The organism is Acinetobacter lwoffii, from assembly GCF_015602705.1.
Classification (GTDB): domain Bacteria; phylum Pseudomonadota; class Gammaproteobacteria; order Pseudomonadales; family Moraxellaceae; genus Acinetobacter; species Acinetobacter lwoffii_E.
This window is the reverse complement of record NZ_CP059081.1, coordinates 1554733-1576431: the sequence shown is the minus strand read 5'-3', so window position 1 is coordinate 1576431 and position 21699 is coordinate 1554733. Positions and strand designations below refer to the sequence as shown.

The following is a 21699-nucleotide window of genomic DNA, read 5'->3' as shown; positions in this document are numbered from 1 at the left end:
TATTACTGACAAGGTGTAATTATTGAAGCGAATCCTTGCTCCATCTGAATCTTTTAAGTTTTAAGCATTTGGCGTGGTGTATTGATGCATGATGCTGGAGAAGTCCAGATGGGCATCTCCTTCCTGACAGAGCTGTTGATAGAGTTTTTGTACCATGCTGCCGAGTACAACCGGCTGATCCACCTGTTGCGCTGCATCGACCGCCAAACCTAAATCTTTGAGCATCAATTGTGCGGCAAAACCGTCGGTATAACCCCGCGATGACGGTGCATTGGCACAAATATCGGGCCATGGATTATAAATTTCAGAACTCCAGCAGCGTCCAGTGGAGCTGTTGATTACCCCAGCCAGCGCCTGCGGATCAATACCCAGTTTGGCTCCGAGTGCCATCCCTTCTGCTACCGCAGTCATGGAAATGCCCAGAATCAGGTTATTACAGATTTTTGCTACCTGTCCTGTTCCCACCGCACCACAATGCACCAGATTTTTACCCATACAGCCGAGAACTGGTTTGACCGCCTCAAAGGTGGCATCATCTGCACCGACCATAAAGGTTAAAGTGCCATCTTTGGCACCTAAAGTACCGCCGGATACCGGTGCATCACAGACGCGAATCTGCTTGGCCTGCGCTGCTGCGGCAACCTCCTGAATGGTTTGCGGGTCAATGGTGCTGCTGTCGATACATAAGCTGCCCGCTTGAAGCACCTCCAGAATACCGTGTTCACCTAAATAGACTTCACGCACATGCTTGGCGGCGGGCAACATGCTGACCACGATCTCCGCCTGCTTCGCGACAGCTTGTGGACTGTCGCAGACGATACCGCCCCCTTCTGCAAAATGCTGTAAAGCCACTGCACTTAAATCATAACCAAAAACCTGATGACCGGACTTGAGCAAGTTTTGCGCCATGGAGCCGCCCATATTGCCTAAACCAATAAATGCAATCTTCATGCTGATGCTCCTTAACGCAGACTGATCGTGGTATTAACACCTGTGGTTTCCTGGTCATCTTCAAACCAGCGGCTGGTAATGGTTTTGGTCTGGGTATAGAACTGCACCGCCTGTTTGCCATAAGGACCTAGATCACCCAGTTTTGAACCGCGTGAACCGGTAAAACTGAAGAAAGGCACAGGGACAGGAATTGGAATGTTGATGCCCACCTGACCGATATCAATCTGGTTCTGGAAGGTACGTGCCGTATTGCCATTCTGGGTGAACAGTCCCACGCCATTACCAAAGGGATTGGCATTAATCAGCTCAATGGCCTGCTCTAAAGTATCGACATGCATGATCGCCAGTACCGGGCCAAACACTTCTTCTTTATAAATGCGCATATCGGTCGTAACCTGATTAAAAATCGTTGGCCCGACAAAATTGCCTTTTTCATAGCCTGGAACCTGTACATCACGACCATCCAGCAGCAGTTCAGCGCCTTGTTCAACGCCACTGTTAATTAAATCGATCACACGTGCTTTGGCACGGGTTGAAATCACCGGTCCCACATCGGTATTCGGTTCATGTCCGGCATTCACCTTTAAGGTTTTGGTTTTATTGACCAGTTCATCGACCCAGTGCTTGGTCTCACCGACCATCACCGCCACCGAAAGTGCCATACAACGCTGACCTGCTGCACCAAAAGCTGCACCGACCAACGCATTTAAGGTCTGTTCTTTATTCGCATCTGGCATTACCACGACATGGTTTTTAGCGCCCATCATAGACTGCACACGCTTGCCGTGCTGGCCTGCCAGGTTATAGACATGCGTACCGACCGCGGTTGAACCAACAAAAGAAATCGCTTTAATGTCGCGATGGGTACACAGTAAATCGACCACTTCTTTGCCGCCATGTACTACATTCAGTACGCCAGCCGGTACACCGGCTTGAATCGCTAACTCAACCAGCATCATGGTCGATAGCGGATCCTGTTCTGAGGGTTTTAATACAAAGGTATTGCCGCAGACAATCGCCATCGGGAACATCCACAGTGGAATCATCGCCGGAAAGTTAAACGGGGTAATTCCTGCACAGACACCCAATGGTTGCTGCAAGGTATAGGTATCGACACCGCGTGCCACACCTTCAATATACTCACCCATTTGTAGTGAACCGATCGAACAGGCATGCTCCACCACTTCCAGACCGCGCTGAATATCACCTTCGGCATCGGCCAGAGTTTTCCCCTGTTCTGCTGTTAAGACCTGGGCAATACTTTTTAAATTCGTACGAATCAGATCCTGCAGCTTCAGCATGATGCGCATGCGTGCCTGGATCGGGGTTTGGCGCCAGCTGGTAAAGGCATTTTGCGCAGCCGCAATCGCAGCATTGACTTCTTCTGTAGTAGCAAATGGCACCTGCCCCAAGACTTCCTGAGTGGCAGGATTAACAATATCTTGCCAATGGCTGGTTTTTGATTCGACAAATTCACCATTAATGAGAAGTTTTGCGGTGGTGAATCCGGTACTTTGCTGTGGATGAGAAATGGCGTTCATGGTCGCTCCGTGCTGGTTTGTTATTGTCGTTGTATCTGCCTTTACTGGCTTTTATTTAACGTATAATTTTTACGCTGTTTCAGCAGACTAACAAAGAACACTTTGACCACCAATAGAAATTGGTGCACGATGGTTGTGCAAATATGCACAGGAATTTAACAGGATGTTAAATAAAAAATGAAAGTAGATTGGGATCATTTACGCTTTTTTTTAGTTTTGGCGCGTGCTAAAACACTCACCAACGCAGCACGCTTAATCGGGGTTGAACATAGCACCGTAGCGCGGCGGATTCAGGCCCTGGAAAGTACTTTAGGTACGCAACTGTTTAAGCGCGAAGCCACCGGTTATGAACTAACCTCGGAAGGTCTGGCACTGGTGCCGCGTGTGGAACAGATGGAACAGTCCTTTATCCAGATTGACAAGCGCCATGATCCCTTGCAAGGTCGGGTCCGGATTGGTGCGCCAGAAGGTTTTGGCACGGCATTTTTAGCTCGTCTTTTGGCAGAATTTTCCCAGCATTATCCTTTGCTGACCATTGACCTGATTCCGGTACCGAAAGCGATCAAACTTTCACATCGAGAAGCCGATATTGTGATCGCGATTGACCGGCCCAAATCTGGTCCGTATATCATTACTCGTTTGTCTAATTACTGTTTAAAGCTATATGGCAGCCAGCATTATTTACAGCAAAATCCGGAAATTAAAAAACTGGAAGACCTCCAGCAGCACCGTTTTGTCGATTATATTGATGATCTGGTCTATAGCACTGCATTATATTCGCTAGAGCGTCTTCCCTTGCAGGTCAGTGCCTGTTTTCGCAGTAACAGCATTCTGGCGCAGGAAATTGCCGTGCGTGCAGGTGCTGGACTGGCCATTTTGCCGAAATTTCTGGTCAATGATAAAAGTGAACTGAAAGAGGTGCTGGGTCAGCAGCTCAGTTTTACCCACACTTTCTGGATGCTGACGCTGGTCGATCTGCAACATGAACCAAAAATTAAACTGGTCTGGGATTTCTTGCGTAAACAAGCCGATCTTCAGCAAGACCTGTTAATGGGCAGATGAATATTGAACACACTGTTCACTTTGCAAGGCTACGTACTTTAGTTAAATCAACTGAAACAACAACGTATCGATACAGCAAATGAACGTATCACAACATTCCTGACGCTCATGACTTGTTAAATTAACAGTCGATCATTCGCGATGTTTTTTAATGAGCTACAGGAAAATAATATGAAAATCTTGATGGTACTGACTTCACATGACCAGCTGGGCGATACTGGCAAAAAAACTGGCTTCTGGTTGGAAGAGCTAGCTGCGCCTTATTACACCTTTGTCGATGCAGGCGCAGAGGTAGTTTTGGCTTCTCCTGCAGGTGGTCAGCCACCATTAGATCCAAAAAGTAATGAGCCGGATGCGCAAACCGAAACCACCAAACGCTTTGAAGCAGATGAGGTGGCCATGCAGGCTCTTGCCAATACACATAAGTTGAGTGAAGTCTTAAATCAGGATTTTGATGCCGTGTTCTATCCGGGTGGTCACGGTCCATTATGGGATCTAGCCAAAGACCAGAATTCTATTTCTTTAATTGAGCAGACTTTACAGGCAGATAAACCTGTTGCGCTGGTCTGTCATGCACCGGGTGTACTTCGTGAAGTCAAAGATGCCGAAGGTCATTCGATTGTAGAAGGCAAGACAGTCACCGGTTTTACTAATACCGAAGAAGACGGCGTAGGCCTAACCGATGTTGTCCCATTTTTAGTGGAAGACATGCTGAAAGAAAAAGGCGGGAAATATTCCAAAGCTGAGGATTGGCAGGTGCATGTACAGCAAGATGGTTTACTGATTACCGGGCAAAATCCGGCCTCTTCTGCTGCAACCGCAGAAGCTTTATTAAAATTATTAAAATAGAAGTTAATCTAAAATTCGTATTAATCTTTTAGATCACTTCTTTTTAAATAAGAAAACCCTGAATGATGCAAGATTATTCAGGGTTTAATTTATCTATTTATTCCCAGATTTAGTTCGCTTCAGCCGCTGTGGAGGCAATATGCTGAGCCAGTAACTCTCTGAGTTTAAATTTCTGGATTTTCCCTGATGGGGTCATCGGAATTTCATCCCAGATCTCCAAACGTTCCGGAAGATATTGCATAGCCAGATTATGAGTTTTCAGGAAATCTACCAGCTCATTAAAACTTAACGGCTTTGTCTGATCTTTCAGCTTGATGATTGCACAGGCACGCTCGCCCATTCGCTCATCTGCATAAGCGACCAAAGCTACTGTTGCAATATTCGGATGCTTATAAAGTAGTGATTCAATTTCCGCGACCGGAATATTTTCTCCGCCACGGATAATCACATCTTTCTTGCGGCCGCAGATCCGGATATAGCCCTGCTCGTCCTGATAGGCAATATCGCCAGTATCAAACCAGCCTTCAGTATCTGTATCGTTCAAATGTGGACGTTTTAAATAACCACCAAAATTTGAACAGGTGCGGATCATCAAACGCCCGGATTCATTCACGGCTTTGGTCTGACCTTTTTTATCCACGATCTTGATTTCCACACCTGGCAAAGCGATGCCATCAGTATTGAAAGAGCGTTCATCCTCATCTTCAGGTAGAGTCAGCGTCACCGCACCACATTCGGTCATACCCCAGGCTGATATGACTTTAACACCCAGAGTTTCCCGGGCTTTTTGCACCAATGGACCGGGAATGGGTGCACCGGCACACAGGAAAATTTTTAGTGAATCGACTTTATCATGCTGTTCTGCCACGGTATTGGACAAATCATTCAAAAATGGGGTCGAGGCCATGGTGAAATTCACCTGATGCTGATGAATCAGATCCACGGCTTTGGCTACATCCCAGCTTGGAAACATGGGATAACTTGCAAGCTGATTTCTTTGATTTTTATGGTCAGGCCTTAAATAAGCTGGCTTTTGATGATGTGATTACCCTGATTCATCTGCTCAATAAAGTAAATGATGGTTTAAAAAGTATTCATCTGCATAAAGAAGCAGATCAGGAATAAACAAATAGAAATTCAGCTTTAATTGATGAATATAAAAAAAGAGCCTGTATTCAGGCTCTTTTTTTATAAGTTGAAATTATGCCTTTTGTGGATCGTATTGACGGTCTTTGATGAATATCCCTGACACTGCACCACACAAGAAATAGGCACCGCCCATAATCAGGAAGCCTAGGCCAATTGAACCACCGCTGGCTGCTGCACCAATAATTGCAGGGGCAAACATGGCGCCAATACGGCCTGCATTATAAGCACCGCCTACCGCAGTACCACGAATCGAGGTGGCGAAGCTTTCTGTCATATAAGTGGCATTAATCGCATATGGAATACCATACAGGAATCCAAAGAAAATCAGCAGATAGGCAATATTCTCTGGCGTATTGAATAGCACAATCACGGGCAGGAAAATCGCCGTTCCAATTGCTCCAAACGAAAAGACAGCGCGTCTACCCAGACGGTCTGCGGCAAAGCCCGCTAGAATTTTCCCGAAAATCATCGCCACATAAGTACCAATCATATAGCCGGCCATAGATTTAAAATTCATGTGCAATTCAGATTCCAGATATGCCGGCATCCAGTTGTTTACGCCATAGTAGCCAAATTGCAGAAAACCGGCCGTAAAGATCCACAAAATAAACATTCTGCGATTCGCAGGATCCGCGAAAATCTCTTTGACTGTGCTTTTTTTGGCGGGTTGCTGTGCTGTGATTTCAGCTGGGGCATATAGACGCTGCAAACGTGCACGCTGCCAGGATTCTGGCTCAGGAACCAGTTTCTGGATAAAAATCGCCATAACCGAGGGAATAATGGCAATAAAAAACAGGGTTCTCCAGCCATATTCCGGAATGATCCAGCCTGCCAGTACAGTGGCCACAATATAACCGACGGTCCATCCTGCCTGTAAGGTACCTAAAACCGTGGTGCGATATTCAGTTGGAACATATTCAGCCATGAGCGTATTGGCTGCAATATATAAAGAGCCAATACCGAAAGCAGACAGAAAGCGTAAAACAGCAAATTGTTCAAAGTTTTGTGCAAAACCTAAGGCTGCGGTCAATATGGAAAATACCAGAATCGAAATGACTACGGTACGTACACGGCCCAGACGGTCACAGGCCCAGCCACCTATAAAGCCACCAATCGCCATACCTGCCAAGCTAAAACTGCCCAGTGCACCAGCCTGTAAATTACTTAAGCCAAATTCTGCTTTCAGACTGTTTAAGCTGAAAGACAGCAGCAACATGTCCGCGCCATCCACCAGTAAAGCCAGAAAGGCGAAAATAAAAGCAATTTGCTGGGTTCGTTTGGTCGTCGGTTTAATCTTTTCTAATTCTCTCGCTAAATCCGTCATATTTAAATCTCTGTTTTCCTATCCTTAGGTTTTCATGATCTTTTATATTTAAAGCTATTCCGCTAATGAATATGCTTTAAGGCTAATCCGTTTTTAATTCACTTGATTGACTCCTTTTTTAATCCTGTCTGGGAGATCGCTTTTTCCTTTTTATCAGTGACCTCTTGTTCTTCGTTCATACTTATATTTGCATCAGGCTAAAGAAAATAAGATGAATATTCATCAATTTAGATGTTTTATTTTGTTATACGAAATTTATTATCATAAAGTTGATTGTTCTTTCATTTTCATATAGCTTTAAAAAGAGGGATAAGAACGATATGTCATTTGAATATGATCGAACAGGGAGCGTAACGATGGGTGCTTTAACAGGATTTCGTGTACTGGATTTAAGCCGGATTTTGGCTGGGCCCTGGTGTAGCCAGATTCTGGCTGATCTGGGTGCAGAAGTGATCAAGATTGAAAAACCGGATCATGGGGATGATACCCGTATCTGGGGACCACCTTGGCTTAAAAACAATCAGCAGCAAGATACCCATGAATCGGCTTATTACCTGTCAGCCAACCGTGGCAAGCATTCGGTTGCAATCGATTTATCTACACCTGAAGGTCAAAGTATTATCAAAAAGCTTGCTGAACAAAGCGATGTAGTCATTGAAAACTATAAAGCCGGTTCGTTGAAACGATATGGGCTGGATTATGAAAGTCTGAGTCAGCTAAATCCGCGACTGGTATATTGTTCTATTACCGGTTTTGGCCAGAACGGTCCGCGTGCGCAAGAGCCGGGCTATGATTTTATCGTTCAGGGAATGGGCGGCATGATGAGTGTCACTGGCGAACGTGACGATCTGCCCGGTGGTGGCCCGCAAAAAGCAGGTCTGGCCTTTGCCGATTTGACCACCGGCTTATATGCCGCAATTGCCATTCAGGCGGCTTTGTTGTCCCGTGAGAAAACCGGTGAAGGTCAGTATATTGATATGGCGCTGTTAGATACCCAGGTTGCTTCCCTCTCTGTTCTGGCCATGAATTATCTCACCTCAGGCAAAGTCCCCGGTCGCTTCGGAAATGCACATGCCAATATTGTGCCCTATCAGGTGTTTAAAGCCCAGGAAGGTGAATTTATTATCGCCTGTGGTAACGATCTGCAATTCCAAGCTTTGTGTCAGGCCGTTGGTCTGGCTAAGGTGGCAGAAGATCCTCGCTTCTTAAAAAATTCTGGACGTGTTACACATCGTGAAGAATTGACCACAGTTCTACAGGCTCATTTCTATACTAGACCGGCAAAAACCTGGGTGGATTTAATCCATGCGGTTAAAGTGCCGGTAGGAATGATCAATGACCTGAAACAGACTTTGCAAGAAGAACAGGTATTGGCACGCGATATGGTGATTCAGATGCCGCATACTTTACGTGAAGATTACACCTCAATCGGTTCACCGATTAAACTCTCCAAGACACCGGTAGAATATAAAAAGGCCCCACCTTGTCTGGGTGAAGATACCGATGCCATTTTGAGTCAATATTTAAGTTCTGCTGAAATAGAAGAACTAAAAAGCAAAAAAATCATCCAGCAGCTATAATCCTGCAAGCAGTAAAAAAGGAATCTTTCGATTCCTTTTTTACTTTAAAGATAATGGATTAGATCATTCCTTAACAGGCCTTAGCGCTGGGCTGAACAGTACGAGGCAGTTCACGACGCAGAATTTTGCCTACTGCAGACTTTGGTAGTTCGGACACAAATTCAATGAATTTCGGCAGTTTATAACTGGTCAGTTGCTGCTTCAGATAAGTCATGACTTCATCTTGGGTCAGAGTTTTATCCTGTTTCACAATAAATGCCTTGGGTACCTGTCCAGATTTTTCATCATCAATACCAATCACTGCACATTCCAGTATATTAGGATGTTTGGACAGTACGCCTTCCAGCTCATTGGGATAAACATTAAATCCGGAGACCAGAATCATGTCTTTTTTGCGGTCCAGAATGGTGATATAGCCTTGTTCGTCCATACAACCGATATCACCTGTCAGGAAGAATCCATCTTTGGTAAATACCTGTGCTGTTGCTTCGGGTTGCTGCCAGTATCTTTTCATTACCTGTGGACCACGTATGGCGATTTCTCCAGCCTGATTAAGCTCTACAGGTTTTCCTTCATCATTCAGAATTAGAATTTCAGTTCCTGCCAATGGCAAGCCAATCGTGCCACTAAATCGCCGGCTTAAAGGCGGGTTAAAAGTTGCAGTCGGTGAGGTTTCAGAAAGTCCGTAGCCTTCATAAATCTGGCAGCCTGTAACCTCATGCCATAACTCTGCCGTATTTTTCAGAATAGATGCTCCTCCGCCGGTTGTGGTTTTCAGGCGTGAATGATCCAGCTCACGGAAACGTGAATGATGCGCCAAGGCATTAAACATGGTATTCACACCCGGAAAAACGGTCGGTGGATGTTTCTGGTATTGATCCACCAAAGCATCCAGATCTCTCGGATTTGGAATCAAGACATTGGCAAAACCACGGCTTAAACCATAACTGAACAGGCAGATGGTAAATCCATAAATGTGATACAGTGGCAAAGCACAGAATACATATTCATTTTCAGCGGCATAGCGATCACCAAAATGGCTGATAAACACGGTACTGTTCTGGGCGATATTAAATAAAATATTGCGATGGCTCAGTTCTGCGCCTTTAGAAACACCTGTGGTACCTCCCGTGTATTGCAGAATGACCGTATCTTCCTGATGCTGTACAGGCGGTGCAAAATCAATAATCTCTACCTGATTTATTGCCTGTCTAAAGTCAGAAAACTGTTTATCCGGATATTGTGCTGCCTGACTATAAATAGTACTTGGCTGCTCTTGAATAAAATCCAGCGGATGCGTTGAAATGACATATTTGAGTTGAGGACATTCATCTAGTGCTGTTAATTGCTCTAAAGTCTGTCCCAGGATAATCAAGGCTTCTGCACCTGAATCCTGTAGTTGATGATAGAGCTCGCGCTGGGTGTACATGGGATTGACATTGACCAGCACATAACCCGCACGAATAATGGCAAAAGTAGCAATTGGATATTGAATAATATTAGGCAGCATCACCGCAATACGGCTGCCAGCAGTCAGCCCAAGGCTCTGTAAATAGCTTGCCAGTTTCTGGCTATACACATCGATATCGTGATAGCTGAATTTACGATCCAGATAGATAAATGCGGTTTTATCCTGAAATTTTATCAAATTCTCAGCAATTGTCGTGCTCAGGGTTTTCTCAGGATCTGGCCGGGTAAACTCCGGATTGATATTCCACTTTTTATATTCTTCCATCCATGGCTGACTGCTCATGACTATACTCCTGTCCTGGATTTACAATTATTTTGTATTATTTAAACCATAAGATTTTGATTTTAATTAAATATTTTTACACCACTTTCTGCTGTCTCGATTCAACATACTGGTAGTGATAACCGCTACGAATAAAATGCTGATTTTTATCCCTAAATGAATGAGCATAATCCGGCCAGACCAAAGTCAGCTTGCGACTGACCGGGTCCAGATACCAGCTTTTACAGCTTTCCGATAACCAGACACTACCTTGGGAAAGCTGCTGTAGCTCCTGCATATAGCTATTTTCAGCACTCTGATCCGCTTCAAAGACCTGAATCTGTTCCTGCTCAAAAAACTGCAAGGCATCCAGCACCAGATCAAACTGGGTTTCCAGAAAATAAAGTGCTGAATTATGTCCACTGCCTGTATTTGGCCCATTCAGGATGAACAGGTTTGGAAAGTTGTGTACGGTCGTTGACTGATAACCCTGCATACCGCTGGACCATTGCTGCTCCAGGCTTAAACCCTGTTTACCCACCACCTTTGCGGCATAGGGTGGACGTGCCGCTTCAAATCCTGTCGCAAATACGATGATATCTGCAGAAAATTTATTTCCAGCCTGGCTTAATACACCGTCTTTCATAACTTCTGCCAATGCTGAGTCTTCAAGTGTGACATTTGGTTTTAGAAAAGTTGGATAATAATCATTAGAAAGCAATAAGCGCTTACAACCAGGTTCATAATTCGGCGTAAGTTTGCGCTGTAATTCAGGATCTGAAATCTGATGTTTTAAGAATTGCAGGCAGTTTTTCTTGACCCGCTCAATCTGGCTTTTCAGATTACGGCGCTGGGCAAAATTGTATTCATTGCCCCAGAACAAGGAATGTCTGAGGGCCGACATACTGTCCGGATCTTTGCGGAAAAGCTGTTTTTCTGACTCAGAATAAGCTCGGTCTGGTCGGGGCAAAATATATGGCGCACTACGTTGCAAGACGGTCAGGCTTTTGGCTGTTTTGGAAATTTCCGGCACAAGCTGGATGGCAGAAGCACCAGAACCCACCACAACGACATGTTGATTTTCCAGATTCAGCTCGTGGTTCCAGCGCGCGGAATGCATCACTTGGCCTTCAAATTCTTCCAGCCCCGGAATTTTCGGGAGATGCTCATCTGCCAGATGCCCGGTTGCGGTAATTAAAATCTCAGCCTGATACAGACCTATAGAGGTGTGAATTTCCCAGATGCGTTCTCGTGCATTCCAGCTGGCCTTTTCCAGTTGGGTATGAAAATCGATATGTGGCCGGATATTTTCCTGATCACAGCATTGAATTAAATAGCGCTGAATTTCTACCCCTTGTGGAAAGACACGCGACCAGTTGGGATTTTTAATAAACGAGAAAGAATATAAATGGGAAGGTACATCACAGGCGACCCCGGGATAGGTATTGTCACGCCATGTTCCACCCACTTCTGCTGCACGTTCAATGATTTTAAAATCGTGGATGCCCTGCTGTTTAAGGCGGATTGCCATTCCCAAACCACCAAAACCGCTGCCTACAATCAGAATCTTGCTGCGCTGTCCTTGAGCTTGCATTATTTATCTCCTTTAAGGCATATAAGGCTGGATTTTTTGATTCGCCGGATATTGTTCTGGATGCTGGCTAAACTGATTGATCAGTTGCACTACTTCTGCTGGCGCTTCGACATAGAGCGCATGTCCTGAAGAAATTTCGATATAGCGACTGTTCGAAATTGAAGCAAACAGCAGTTTAGCTTGCGCTACAGGCACCATGCGGTCTTCACGACAGGCAACGACTAGAGTCTCTGCACAGATGTCAGATAAAGCTGATGTAATATCAATGCGATAATTCAGTTCACGCTGTTTGGCTGCATCTTGGGAAGGTTTAACAAAACGTGCCAGATCCAGTACCTGCTGTTCGCTACGGGCAGATAGATAGTCATCGCTATATAGGCAATAATTGACAAAATGAGGCAAGGCCGCAGATTGTTCAGTAAATAACTGTTGCCAGATAACGGTACGCAGTTGTTGCACCGAGCTGGTTTTGGCCCAACCGGCTAACAAGATCAAACGCGCTACGCGCTGTTTTAAACTGGCTGCCACTTGTGCAGCAATCACGGCACCGAGTGAATAGCCGACCACTGTAATGATTTCATCTTTTGCAACTGCATGCTGAATCAATGCTTCAACCTGTTGGCTAAAATCAGTCACCTTTAGATCAGCTTTATTCGGGGTATGCAAATCAATGGATAAAACCCGCTGATGAATACCCAGCATCGGAAAAATATAGCTGAAATGCTTGTCGGTATTTCCACCGGTGCCATGAATCAAAATAATAGTCGGAAATGCAGAACGCTGTCCGACTTCATGAAAATTAAGCTGCAGATCAGCATAAGGACACTGTCGAGTAATCATGTCTAAATCCATATAGACTCCTGATCTTGTTGTTTTATGGTTTATTCAATATCCGAGAATAAATCTCAATATTTGAATTGGGTGAGGATGCAAAAATTATTAAAAAAGACCCACGACACGAGTATCGTGGGTCAAAAGGTTTAATCGAATTTGAACTCTTCAGGTTCAAGTAAAAACAGGCTTTCACCGCCCGCCTGAATATTGGCAAAGTGGGTTGAAGTTCTTGGCAAAATACGCGCAAAGAAGAATTGTGCAGTTTTGATCTTGGCTGCATAGAACGGATCAGTATTGCCTTCTTCAATTTTCTGCTGCGCAGTAATTGCCATTTTCAGCCACAAATAAGCGGACACGACATAACCAGAGAAATATAGGTAGTCAACTGATGCTGCCCCAATTTCATTGGCAGACTGTTGAGCCTGCTCCTGAATGGTTCTGGTTAATTTCAGCCATTTTTCAGTCAACTGGCTGACTTGTGCAACTTGCTGGCTGAACTGGACATGTTGCTGATGCTCTTTTACAAAGCCCTGAATTTCATCGGTTAATGCGGTCAGCAAACCCAATTTTGAGCCCAGCACTTTACGCGCCAGCAAGTCAATGGACTGAATTTCAGTAGTTCCTTCATAGAGGCTGGCAATACGTGCATCACGGGCAATCTGTTCCATGCCATGTTCAGCAATATAACCGTGACCACCGAAAATCTGCATACCATGTTTAGCCGCTTCTATGCCGGTTTCGGTCATTAATGCTTTGGCAATAGGGGTTAATAATGCTAGACGGTCTTCAGCTGCTTTCTTTTCTTCCGGGCTGTCAGTGGCTTCAGCGATATCGGCATAGGTCGCCAGATAATATGCAAGTGCACGTGAACCTTCTGCAAACACCTTTTGAGTCAGCAGCATGTTACGTACTGCCGGATGCACGATAATCGGATCTGCAGGTTGGCCTGGCGCTTTCGCACCTTCAAGTGAACGCATCGCCAGACGGTCTTGGGCATAAGCCAATGCCCCCTGGTAAGAAGACTCTGCTGCTGCCAAGCCTTGAATGGCTGTACCGATACGTGCCGAGTTCATAAAGGTAAACATGCAGTTTAGGCCGCGATTTTCAGGCCCAATCAGGAAACCTTTGGCATTATCAAAATTCAGCACACAGGTCGCGTTACCGTGGATCCCCATCTTGTGTTCAAGAGCGCTACATACCACGCCATTACGGGAAGCCACATTACCAGCTTCATCCAGATTGTATTTCGGCACAATAAACAGCGAAATACCTTTGGTTCCCGCAGGTGCATCTGGCAAACGTGCCAATACGATATGCACGATATTTTCAGCCAGATCATGTTCACCGGCTGAGATAAAGATTTTCTCGCCACTGATGCTATAGCTGCCGTCTTCATTTGGCACTGCTTTGGTACGGATTAAACCTAGGTCAGAACCGGCATGAGATTCAGTCAAGCACATGGTTCCAGTCCAGCGGCCTGCAATTAAAGGTACCAGAAACTTCTGTTTCTGTTCATCGCTACCGTGGTGCTCTAAAGTACGCATGGCACCATGGGACAGGCCTGGGTACATGCCCCAAGACCAGTTCGTTGCGGTAATAATTTCAGAAATGGCAATACGGTATAAGGTCGGGAAGCCCTGACCGCCATATGCTTCGTCACCAGTTAATGAGGTAAAGCCGAGTTCTACATATTTGTCATAAGCTGCTTTAAACCCATCCGGGGTAGTTACGACGCCATCCTGCAAACGGCAACCCTGCTGGTCGCCTGTCGCATTAATCGGTAGAAGTTCGTTTTGGCAAAAGTCCGCAGCGACTTCCAGATATTGCTCCATAATATCCATAGAAACCTTGTCTGCGAATTTTGCATAGCCCTGATATTTCTTTTCAACGTTTAACAGGTCTTTCAGGACAAACTTCATGTCTTTTAATGGCGCAATATAATTTCTCATCGTAATTCCCTTGTATGAGTTCTAATTTGTATATTTATGACAATTAATTTCATAATACGAAATTATGTTTTAAATCCACTATAATATAATTTAAAGAATAAAATCTAGTCATTCGATGAAATTTCTCATTTAAAAATAAAAAATATACAGGATGAAAAAAAGCCATTCATGGTGGAATGGCTTTCCTATTCAGCGACTGCACTAAAGTTAATTAACGTGGAAAAAATTGAGCTAAACGCTGATGAACGATCTGCTCTGCCTCCTGCATAATATTTTCAATCAGCGTCTGACAAGTCGGAATGTCATGAATCAATCCCATCACTTGACCTGCAGTCAGTACACCAGCATCAATATCGCCATTTTCTAAAGCAAGCTTGCCTTTTAAGCCACTGACATAGGGACGAATCTGTTCAAATTCCAGATCTGGATCTTCACTCATTTTTACCACTAAATCAGATACCGAATTTTTGGCAACACGGGCAGTATTTCTGAACTGTCGATACAGCAGATGTGTCGCCCTTTCATCATTGTCGACATAGAACTGTTTGATGTTTAGATGGATCGGCGCTTCCTGAGTTGCACAAAAGCGTGTACCCATATTGATGCCTTCAGCACCTAAAGCCAAAGCTGCGACCAGACCACGGCCATCAGCAAAACCGCCACTGGCCACAATCGGCACAGTAAGCTGATCCGCTGCCGCAGGAATTAAAATCAGGCCAGGAATATCATCTTCACCCGGATGGCCCGCACATTCAAAACCATCAATCGAAATGATATCCGCGCCAATTCTTTGTGCTGAAAGCGCATGACGAACGGAAGTACATTTATGAATGACAATAATGCCATGTTGCTTAAATGCCTCAATATGTTCATGAGGCTTGTTGCCTGCTGTTTCTACGATCTTGATACTGCTTTCAATGATCGCCTGTCGGTATTCTGCATATGGCGGCGGATTCACAGCGGGCAATAAAGTCAGATTGACTGCAAAAGGCTGATCGGTCATTTCTCGGCAGCGTGCAATTTCCTTGACCAGGGCTTCAGGCGTCGGTTGAGTCAATGCCGTTAATGTTCCCAAGCCACCAGCATTAGATACGGCACTGGCCATTTCTGCGGTACCGACCCACATCATGCCGCCCTGAATAATTGGATAACGAATGCCTAAAAGCTCGGTAATACGGGTCTGAATTTTCATAAATGCTCTCCTTAGCATCCGGTAAATTGTGCAGGGCGTTTTTCGACAAAAGCCTGGACACCTTCTTTATAGTCCTGACTGCTCAGAGCCAGATATTGCAGGTTTTGTTCCAGCTCCAGTTGCTGGTCCATGTTATTTTCAGCACTGCGTTGCAAGGCCTGTTTGGTTAAAGCCAGCGCATAAGTCGGCTGTTGAGATAATCGCTGTGCAATGTCGTCGATATAAGCATCAAATTCTGTATCTGGAAGCATTTTCCAGATCATGCCCATTTCGGCGGCCTCTTTGGCATGCACCGGTTCGCCCAGAAAAGTGAGTGCCATGGCACGTGCATAACCGATTAAACGTGGCAACATCCAGGTGCCACCGGCATCAGGAATCAAGCCAATTTTAGAAAAAGCCTGAATAAATCGGGCACTTTCCTTGGCAATGACCAGATCACAGGCCAGTGCGATATTGGCACCTGCACCGGCAGCCACACCATTCACTGCTGCAATCACCGGTTTGGGACTCTGGCGGATCAGGTTAATCAAGGGATTATAGTATTTGGCCAGCGAGCCTTGCGGTGGCAAAGGCACATTGCCGAGCTGTCCAGCACGTTCTTTTAAATCCTGTCCTGCTGAAAACGCCCGGCCTCTGCCGCGAATCACAATCACCCGAATATCCGGATCTGTATTCCAGTTTTTCAGTACCTGCTGCACTTCCTCATGCATTTGCCGGTTAAAACTGTTGAGTGAATCTGGACGGTTAAAGCTTAAGGTCGCGACGCCTTGCTGAATCTGGGTTTGAATCATTTCCCACATCATCAATTTCCTTATTTTTTTGTCTGTATCTCTACAATTAATAGCCTTTATTAACATCTACCTGATGGCACAAATCCAGCCCGAGATTTAAACGTCGGTCATTTTCCAGAATCTGTTCCACTACCACAGACATGGGCGCATGTGAGGCGACATGTGGTGTAACTACGATCTTTTCATGCTGCCAGAATGAATGTTCAGCAGCTAATGGCTCCTGTTCAAATACGTCGATAATTGCACCACGTAACTGGCCGGAATCCAGTGCATTGAGTAGATCCTGCTCGATTAAATGCTGACCCCTTCCTACATGAATTAATGCTGCTTGTTCAGGCAACTGCTGAAATAATTCAGCAGAAAGAATGCCGGTATTTTCTTCAGTGAGTGGCAGCAGATTAATCAGGATCTGACTTTGGGCCAAAAACTCGGAAATTTGTTCTGATCCGACATAGCTTTTGACCTGAGCAATCTCTTTTGGGGAATTGGACCACCCAGACACCTGATAGCCCATGTCGGCAAAACGTTCTGCCACATAACCGCCCATATGGCCAAGGCCCATAATCCCGATCTGGATATGATGGCTATAACTTTGGCGATACTGCTTCCATAGCTGCTGCTTTTGCTGCTGGATCATGCGGTCAAAATAACGCTGGAAATACAGCACGCCCCAGAGCAGATAATCAAACATGCCTTTTTGATGATGTGGATCCAGTACCCGGCAAACGGCTTGATCTGAGCGTACAGCATTTAAGTTTAAATGCTCGACCCCGGCAGCAATGGAATGAATCAGGCCAAGTTCTGGAAGTTTTTGGAGTTTTTCCAGATCTGGAAACCAGGCAGCAACTGTCGTTGCCTGATCAGCTTCCGGGCTGTCCACTGTACAGAAACTGCCAGCAGGCGCATATTTCTGAAAAGACTTCACCAGAATTGCTTCAATATTTGGCACAGTACTGGATATCACAATCATGATGCATACTCCGTATATTGATGCTCAATCAAGGATAACGCAGCCTGCCAGGCATGCTGTAAAATCGGTTCAACCAAAGGACTGGCGAACTGCTTGGCGGTTTTAATTCGGACTTCTTCTGCTGGATAATGCAGTTCGGCACCGCCACTTAAGGCTTTCACCTGTGCCTGACAGGCACGCTCAAGGAAATAGATTTCATGAAAGGCCCGTGCAATGGTTTCGCCAGCTGTTAAAAGTCCGTGATTGCGTAAAATCATGGCGCGATGGCCGCCTAGGTCCTGAATCAGGCGTTCCTGCTCATCTGTTGAGAGTGCCACGCCTTCATATTCGTGATAGGCCACCTGCTGATAAAATTTCAGCGCATGCTGGGAAATGGGAAGAAGTCCGTGTTTCTGTGCAGACACTGCTATGCCGTCTGCAGTATGCGTATGAATGACACAGTTCAGATGAGCATGTGCTTCATGAATTGCGGAGTGGATGACAAAGCCTGCCATATTCACCGGCTTATCCTGTTCATAGCTTTCTACGACCTGCCCTTCATGATTAATCTTGACCAGCGTTGAGGTACACATTTTTTCAAAAGCGACACCATACTGATTAATCAGAAAACAGTCAGGCTGATCAGGGACTCTTAAACTGATATGGGTATCAATTAAATCAGTCATCCGGTAATGCGCAATAATGCGATAAAGCGCTGCGAGTTCACAACGTGCCTGCCATTCAGCATCTGTGACGAGATTTTTTATTGTCATCGTTCCATCCTGGAAAAATATAGCATTTCGATCACTATCTGTTATATCATAATTTTAGAAAAACAGAATATTATTTCATAAAGCGAAATAAATCATTACAAGGAGTTGATATGTTAACATCACAATTAAACGGACTCGAATATCTAACCGCAATTAAGAATGGGGAAATTTCCAGTTCAGCCATGAGTGAAATTATTCCCATGCGTCTGATCTTGGTACGCGAAAACTATGTGGAATATGAGGTGCGTCCTGATCAGCGCCATTATAATTTACAGGGTGGTATTCATGGCGGCTTTTGTGCAACGGTTCTAGATAGTGCCACTGGCGCTGCCGTGCATACGACAGTAGATGCAGGTGTCAGTTTCTCGACCATTGACCTGAATGTAAAAATGCTGAAAGCGATGAAAAGCGGCGAAACCTATACAGCTATTGGTGAAGTCATCCGGATCGGGCGTAATGTACTGACCTCAGAAGGCCGAATTATCGATAAAGAAGGTAAAGTTTATGCTTTTGGTTCAGCGACTTTATTAGTCACTGCCCGTAAGTAAATCATTACAGTGATGTAATCAATCCCTGCATGTGCAGGGATTTTTATTTTGAAAGAAAAATCCCAATAAAGAATGCCATGCATATCATAGATACATGGCATTAAGACTATGACTAAAGCTGTGATGCAGCTTCAGGGTTTTCAATCACCATCGCCAAGCCTTGACCCAGACCGATACACAGACTAATCACGGCATATTTTTTACCGGTACGCTGTAACTGACGTGCAACGGTTAAAGCCAAACGCGCACCCGAACAGCCCAGTGGATGACCAATGGCAATCGCACCACCATTTGGATTGACACGCGGATCATCCAAAGCGACATCCAGACCTTTCAGGCAAGATAATACCTGACTGGCAAAGGCTTCATTAATCTCGATGATATCCATATCGTCCAGCGTCAAACCAGCACGTTGTACTGCCTTTTTAATCGCTTCAATTGGGCCTGCACCCATGATGCGTGGCTCAATGCCAGCGGCTGCAGAAGACAGGATGCGAGCCAAAGGTTTTAAGCCATACTGTTCCTGAACTTTTTCACTGCCGATAATCAGTGCTGCAGCGCCGTCATTGATACCTGATGCATTACCCGCAGTCACTACACCACCTTCGAAAAGCGGTTGTAGCTTGGATAATGCTTCAAATGTTGAAGATGCACGTGGATGTTCATCTTCAGTCACCTGTTTAGGCGGTAATTTACGCCCTTGTGATACTTCAATTGGGGTAATTTCACCTTCAAAGAATCCCGCTTCTTTTGCAGCCTGATATTTGGCTTGTGATGCAGCTGCAAATGTATCAGCTTGTTCACGGCTAATGCCAAATTCTTCAGCCACGTTATCACCTGTTTCAGGCATGCTGTGCGCGCCAAACTGATCCGTGAATTTACGGTTCGGGAAACGTGTACCAATCGTGGTGTCATAAATTTTGGCATCACGTGAATAAGCGCTTTCTGCTTTACCCATCACAAAAGGTGCGCGGGTCATACTTTCTACGCCACCAGCAATGTACAACTCGCCTTCACCTGCAGTAATGGCACGTGCCGAATCAATCACAGCACCGAGACCTGAAGCACATAATCGGTTTACCGTCTGACCCGGAACTGTTACCGGCATACCTGCTAACAATGCTGCAAAACGTGCCACATTACGGCTGTCTTCACCGGCCTGGTTGGTGCTACCAAAGATTACATCTTCTACATCTGCTGCCGGAATACCGGTTTTTTCCAGCAGGTTTTTAATGACTGTAGCTGCCAGATCATCTGGACGTACGCTTGCCAGACTTCCTGCATGGCGACCGATTGGTGAACGTAAACCATCATAAATATAGGCATTTAACATGAGTGTTATTCCTTTAACTTTCTAATTAATGTGTTGTATGAACAAGAGGTAGACCAAGCTGAACGCGGCGACGCAACCAAGGACTTGGACGATAACGCTGGTCACGGGTAATCGCAGTCATGCGATCCAGAATTTTCAGAATTTTTTCAGCACCCAGCACATCACCCCATTCAATTGGGCCATGCGGATAACCGAGGCCTAGTTTTACCGCAACATTGATGTCTTCAACTGTCGCGACGCCTTGCTGGGCAATATCACAGCCGAGATTCACAATCATTGCCAAAGCACGTTGAGCCACAAAGCCAACGCTTTCCTGAATTACACTCGCAGTCACACCATCCAGATTGAAAATCGATTGAGCCGCTTGGGTCAGTTCAGGCTTGGTCACAAAAGTTGGCATTAAGGTGCGGTGTTTATTCAGCCCATACAGTAGGTCGATACACACCACTTGTTGAGGTGCCACCTGATAACGGATCGCAGCTGATGTTGCATCTTCACCATAAGTGGCAATCAGGATTAAAGCCTCTGCTGAAGGTGTCTCAGTTTGCTCAATATGAATGTTGAACTGTTGCAGATATTGCTCAAGTGCCTGACGGTCTTCGTCATATTCGGTGCCTAGCCAGACTGCTGGATATTGATCGAGTTTTTCAACCAGTGTTGGAGCCACATCCCCTACTTTGCTACCTGAAGTGTAATCATAGAAGCCTTTACCGGTTTTACGACCGAGCTGTTTGGCAATAAAGCGCTGACGGGTAATCACACTTGGACGGTAACGTGCTTCTTCATAATACTGGTGATAAATCGATTCACTCACCGGATGCGATACATCCATACCGGTCAGATCACCTAGCTCAAAAGGTCCCATTTTAAAACCGATCCCATCGCGGTAAATCCGGTCAATCTCATAAAATGGCGTGACATTTTCATTCAGAATGGCATAGGCTTCGCTACCAAAGGCACGGCCGGCATGGTTAATAATAAATCCTGGGGTATCTTTGGCTTTGACCGGGCGATGACCCATCTTGGTAGATAATTGAGTCAAGGCTTGCACAATATCAGCGCGGGTATTAAAGCCTTCAATTACTTCGACCACTTTCATCAGTGGTACCGGATTAAAGAAATGATAGCCGGCCACACGTTCCGGCTGACTACAATTGGCAGCAATGGCACTGATCGATAATGAAGAGGTATTCGATGCCAAAATGGCTTCCGGTTTAACAATGTCTTCTAGTTGCTGCATCAGCTTTTGTTTGATTTCCAGATTCTCAATAATCGCCTCAACAATCAGATCACAATCTTTCAAATCTTCTAATTGCTGTGCGATTGATAAATGGGCAATATCTTCAGCTGCTTTTTCGTGGCTGAATTTACCTTTATCTGCCAAGGTATTTAATGTTTTGGCCAGTTTGTCCTGTGCCTCTTCAGCTGCCCCTTCTTTGGCATCAAACAGTATCACGTCATGACCAGACTGAATCGCAATCTGGGCAATACCTGCACCCATCGTGCCTACGCCAATAATTCCGATTTTCTGAATTTGAATGCTCATGC

General features: G+C 45.3%; 17 protein-coding genes and 2 pseudogenes. 5 read left to right on the top strand and 14 right to left on the bottom strand.

Features of this window, described 5'->3' with window-relative positions; genetic code table 11:
- Nucleotides 1-60: 60 nt before the first annotated feature.
- Both mmsB and H0S56_RS07585 read right to left on the bottom strand, forming a co-directional pair.
- On the bottom strand, nucleotides 61-951 hold the full coding sequence (gene mmsB / locus H0S56_RS07590) for a 3-hydroxyisobutyrate dehydrogenase (protein ID WP_086044838.1): 891 nt from the start codon (nucleotides 949-951) through the stop codon (nucleotides 61-63).
- Nucleotides 952-962: 11 nt separating this feature from the next.
- The gene (locus H0S56_RS07585) at nucleotides 963-2492 is read right to left on the bottom strand and encodes a CoA-acylating methylmalonate-semialdehyde dehydrogenase (RefSeq protein WP_005106965.1); all 1530 of its coding nucleotides are present in this window, start codon (nucleotides 2490-2492) and stop codon (nucleotides 963-965) included.
- A 177-nt stretch (nucleotides 2493-2669) separates the two neighbouring features.
- On the opposite strand from H0S56_RS07585, the gene H0S56_RS07580 reads away from it, so the two are divergent.
- Nucleotides 2670-3554 (top strand): LysR family transcriptional regulator, encoded by an 885-nt coding sequence (locus H0S56_RS07580; RefSeq protein ID WP_086044837.1) that lies wholly within the window; start codon nucleotides 2670-2672, stop codon nucleotides 3552-3554.
- 171 nt (nucleotides 3555-3725) lie between these two features.
- Nucleotides 3726-4403, top strand: a complete 678-nt coding sequence (locus H0S56_RS07575; RefSeq protein ID WP_195724769.1) for a type 1 glutamine amidotransferase domain-containing protein — start codon at nucleotides 3726-3728, stop codon at nucleotides 4401-4403.
- A gap of 109 nt (nucleotides 4404-4512) precedes the next feature.
- Here H0S56_RS07575 and H0S56_RS07570 read toward each other — a convergent pair.
- Nucleotides 4513-5364 (bottom strand): annotated as a pseudogene (locus H0S56_RS07570) (AMP-binding protein); the annotation flags it as partial.
- 2 nt (nucleotides 5365-5366) lie between these two features.
- Between H0S56_RS07570 and H0S56_RS07565 the strand changes: the two are divergent.
- Nucleotides 5367-5528: pseudogene (locus H0S56_RS07565) on the top strand (MarR family transcriptional regulator); the annotation flags it as partial.
- A gap of 76 nt (nucleotides 5529-5604) precedes the next feature.
- Here the strand turns inward: H0S56_RS07565 and H0S56_RS07560 are convergent.
- The gene (locus H0S56_RS07560) at nucleotides 5605-6876 is read right to left on the bottom strand and encodes an MFS transporter (RefSeq protein WP_195724768.1); all 1272 of its coding nucleotides are present in this window, start codon (nucleotides 6874-6876) and stop codon (nucleotides 5605-5607) included.
- A gap of 356 nt (nucleotides 6877-7232) precedes the next feature.
- Here H0S56_RS07560 and H0S56_RS07555 point away from each other — a divergent pair, with 356 nt between their 5' ends.
- Nucleotides 7233-8456 carry a CaiB/BaiF CoA transferase family protein gene (locus tag H0S56_RS07555; protein WP_195724767.1) on the top strand — a complete coding sequence of 408 codons (1224 nt, stop codon included), beginning with the start codon at nucleotides 7233-7235 and terminating at the stop codon, nucleotides 8454-8456.
- A gap of 70 nt (nucleotides 8457-8526) precedes the next feature.
- Here H0S56_RS07555 and H0S56_RS07550 read toward each other — a convergent pair whose 3' ends face one another.
- From H0S56_RS07550 to H0S56_RS07515, 8 genes are all read right to left on the bottom strand, one after another.
- Nucleotides 8527-10209 (bottom strand): AMP-binding protein, encoded by a 1683-nt coding sequence (locus H0S56_RS07550; protein WP_195724766.1) that lies wholly within the window; start codon nucleotides 10207-10209, stop codon nucleotides 8527-8529.
- A 76-nt stretch (nucleotides 10210-10285) separates the two neighbouring features.
- Nucleotides 10286-11782, bottom strand: coding sequence for a flavin-containing monooxygenase (locus H0S56_RS07545; protein WP_195724765.1), 1497 nt, complete (start codon nucleotides 11780-11782; stop codon nucleotides 10286-10288).
- Between the two features lie 12 nt (nucleotides 11783-11794).
- Nucleotides 11795-12634 (bottom strand): alpha/beta fold hydrolase, encoded by an 840-nt coding sequence (locus H0S56_RS07540; RefSeq protein ID WP_195724764.1) that lies wholly within the window; start codon nucleotides 12632-12634, stop codon nucleotides 11795-11797.
- A gap of 128 nt (nucleotides 12635-12762) precedes the next feature.
- Nucleotides 12763-14565 carry an acyl-CoA dehydrogenase C-terminal domain-containing protein gene (locus H0S56_RS07535; protein WP_195724763.1) on the bottom strand — a complete coding sequence of 601 codons (1803 nt, stop codon included), beginning with the start codon at nucleotides 14563-14565 and terminating at the stop codon, nucleotides 12763-12765.
- A 211-nt stretch (nucleotides 14566-14776) separates the two neighbouring features.
- On the bottom strand, nucleotides 14777-15757 hold the full coding sequence (locus tag H0S56_RS07530) for an NAD(P)H-dependent flavin oxidoreductase (RefSeq protein ID WP_195724762.1): 981 nt from the start codon (nucleotides 15755-15757) through the stop codon (nucleotides 14777-14779).
- A gap of 11 nt (nucleotides 15758-15768) precedes the next feature.
- Nucleotides 15769-16557: an enoyl-CoA hydratase-related protein gene (locus tag H0S56_RS07525; protein ID WP_195726064.1), complete on the bottom strand. Its 789-nt coding sequence runs from the start codon at nucleotides 16555-16557 to the stop codon at nucleotides 15769-15771.
- A gap of 37 nt (nucleotides 16558-16594) precedes the next feature.
- Complete coding sequence (locus H0S56_RS07520) at nucleotides 16595-17518, bottom strand: 2-hydroxyacid dehydrogenase (protein ID WP_103800033.1); 924 nt, start codon at nucleotides 17516-17518, stop codon at nucleotides 16595-16597.
- The gene (locus tag H0S56_RS07515) at nucleotides 17515-18270 is read right to left on the bottom strand and encodes a class II aldolase/adducin family protein (RefSeq protein ID WP_195724761.1); all 756 of its coding nucleotides are present in this window, start codon (nucleotides 18268-18270) and stop codon (nucleotides 17515-17517) included. The genes H0S56_RS07520 and H0S56_RS07515 overlap by 4 nt, the downstream gene beginning before the upstream one ends.
- 110 nt (nucleotides 18271-18380) lie before the next feature.
- Here H0S56_RS07515 and H0S56_RS07510 point away from each other — a divergent pair, with 110 nt between their 5' ends.
- A complete protein-coding gene (locus H0S56_RS07510; protein WP_180087008.1) occupies nucleotides 18381-18818 on the top strand; it encodes a PaaI family thioesterase in 438 nt (145 codons plus the stop codon).
- Nucleotides 18819-18930: 112 nt separating this feature from the next.
- Here H0S56_RS07510 and H0S56_RS07505 read toward each other — a convergent pair whose 3' ends face one another.
- Both H0S56_RS07505 and H0S56_RS07500 read right to left on the bottom strand, forming a co-directional pair.
- Nucleotides 18931-20151 carry a 3-oxoadipyl-CoA thiolase gene (locus H0S56_RS07505; RefSeq protein ID WP_195724760.1) on the bottom strand — a complete coding sequence of 407 codons (1221 nt, stop codon included), beginning with the start codon at nucleotides 20149-20151 and terminating at the stop codon, nucleotides 18931-18933.
- Nucleotides 20152-20176: 25 nt separating this feature from the next.
- Complete coding sequence (locus H0S56_RS07500) at nucleotides 20177-21697, bottom strand: 3-hydroxyacyl-CoA dehydrogenase (RefSeq protein WP_195724759.1); 1521 nt, start codon at nucleotides 21695-21697, stop codon at nucleotides 20177-20179.
- Between the last annotated feature and the right edge of the window lie 2 nt (nucleotides 21698-21699).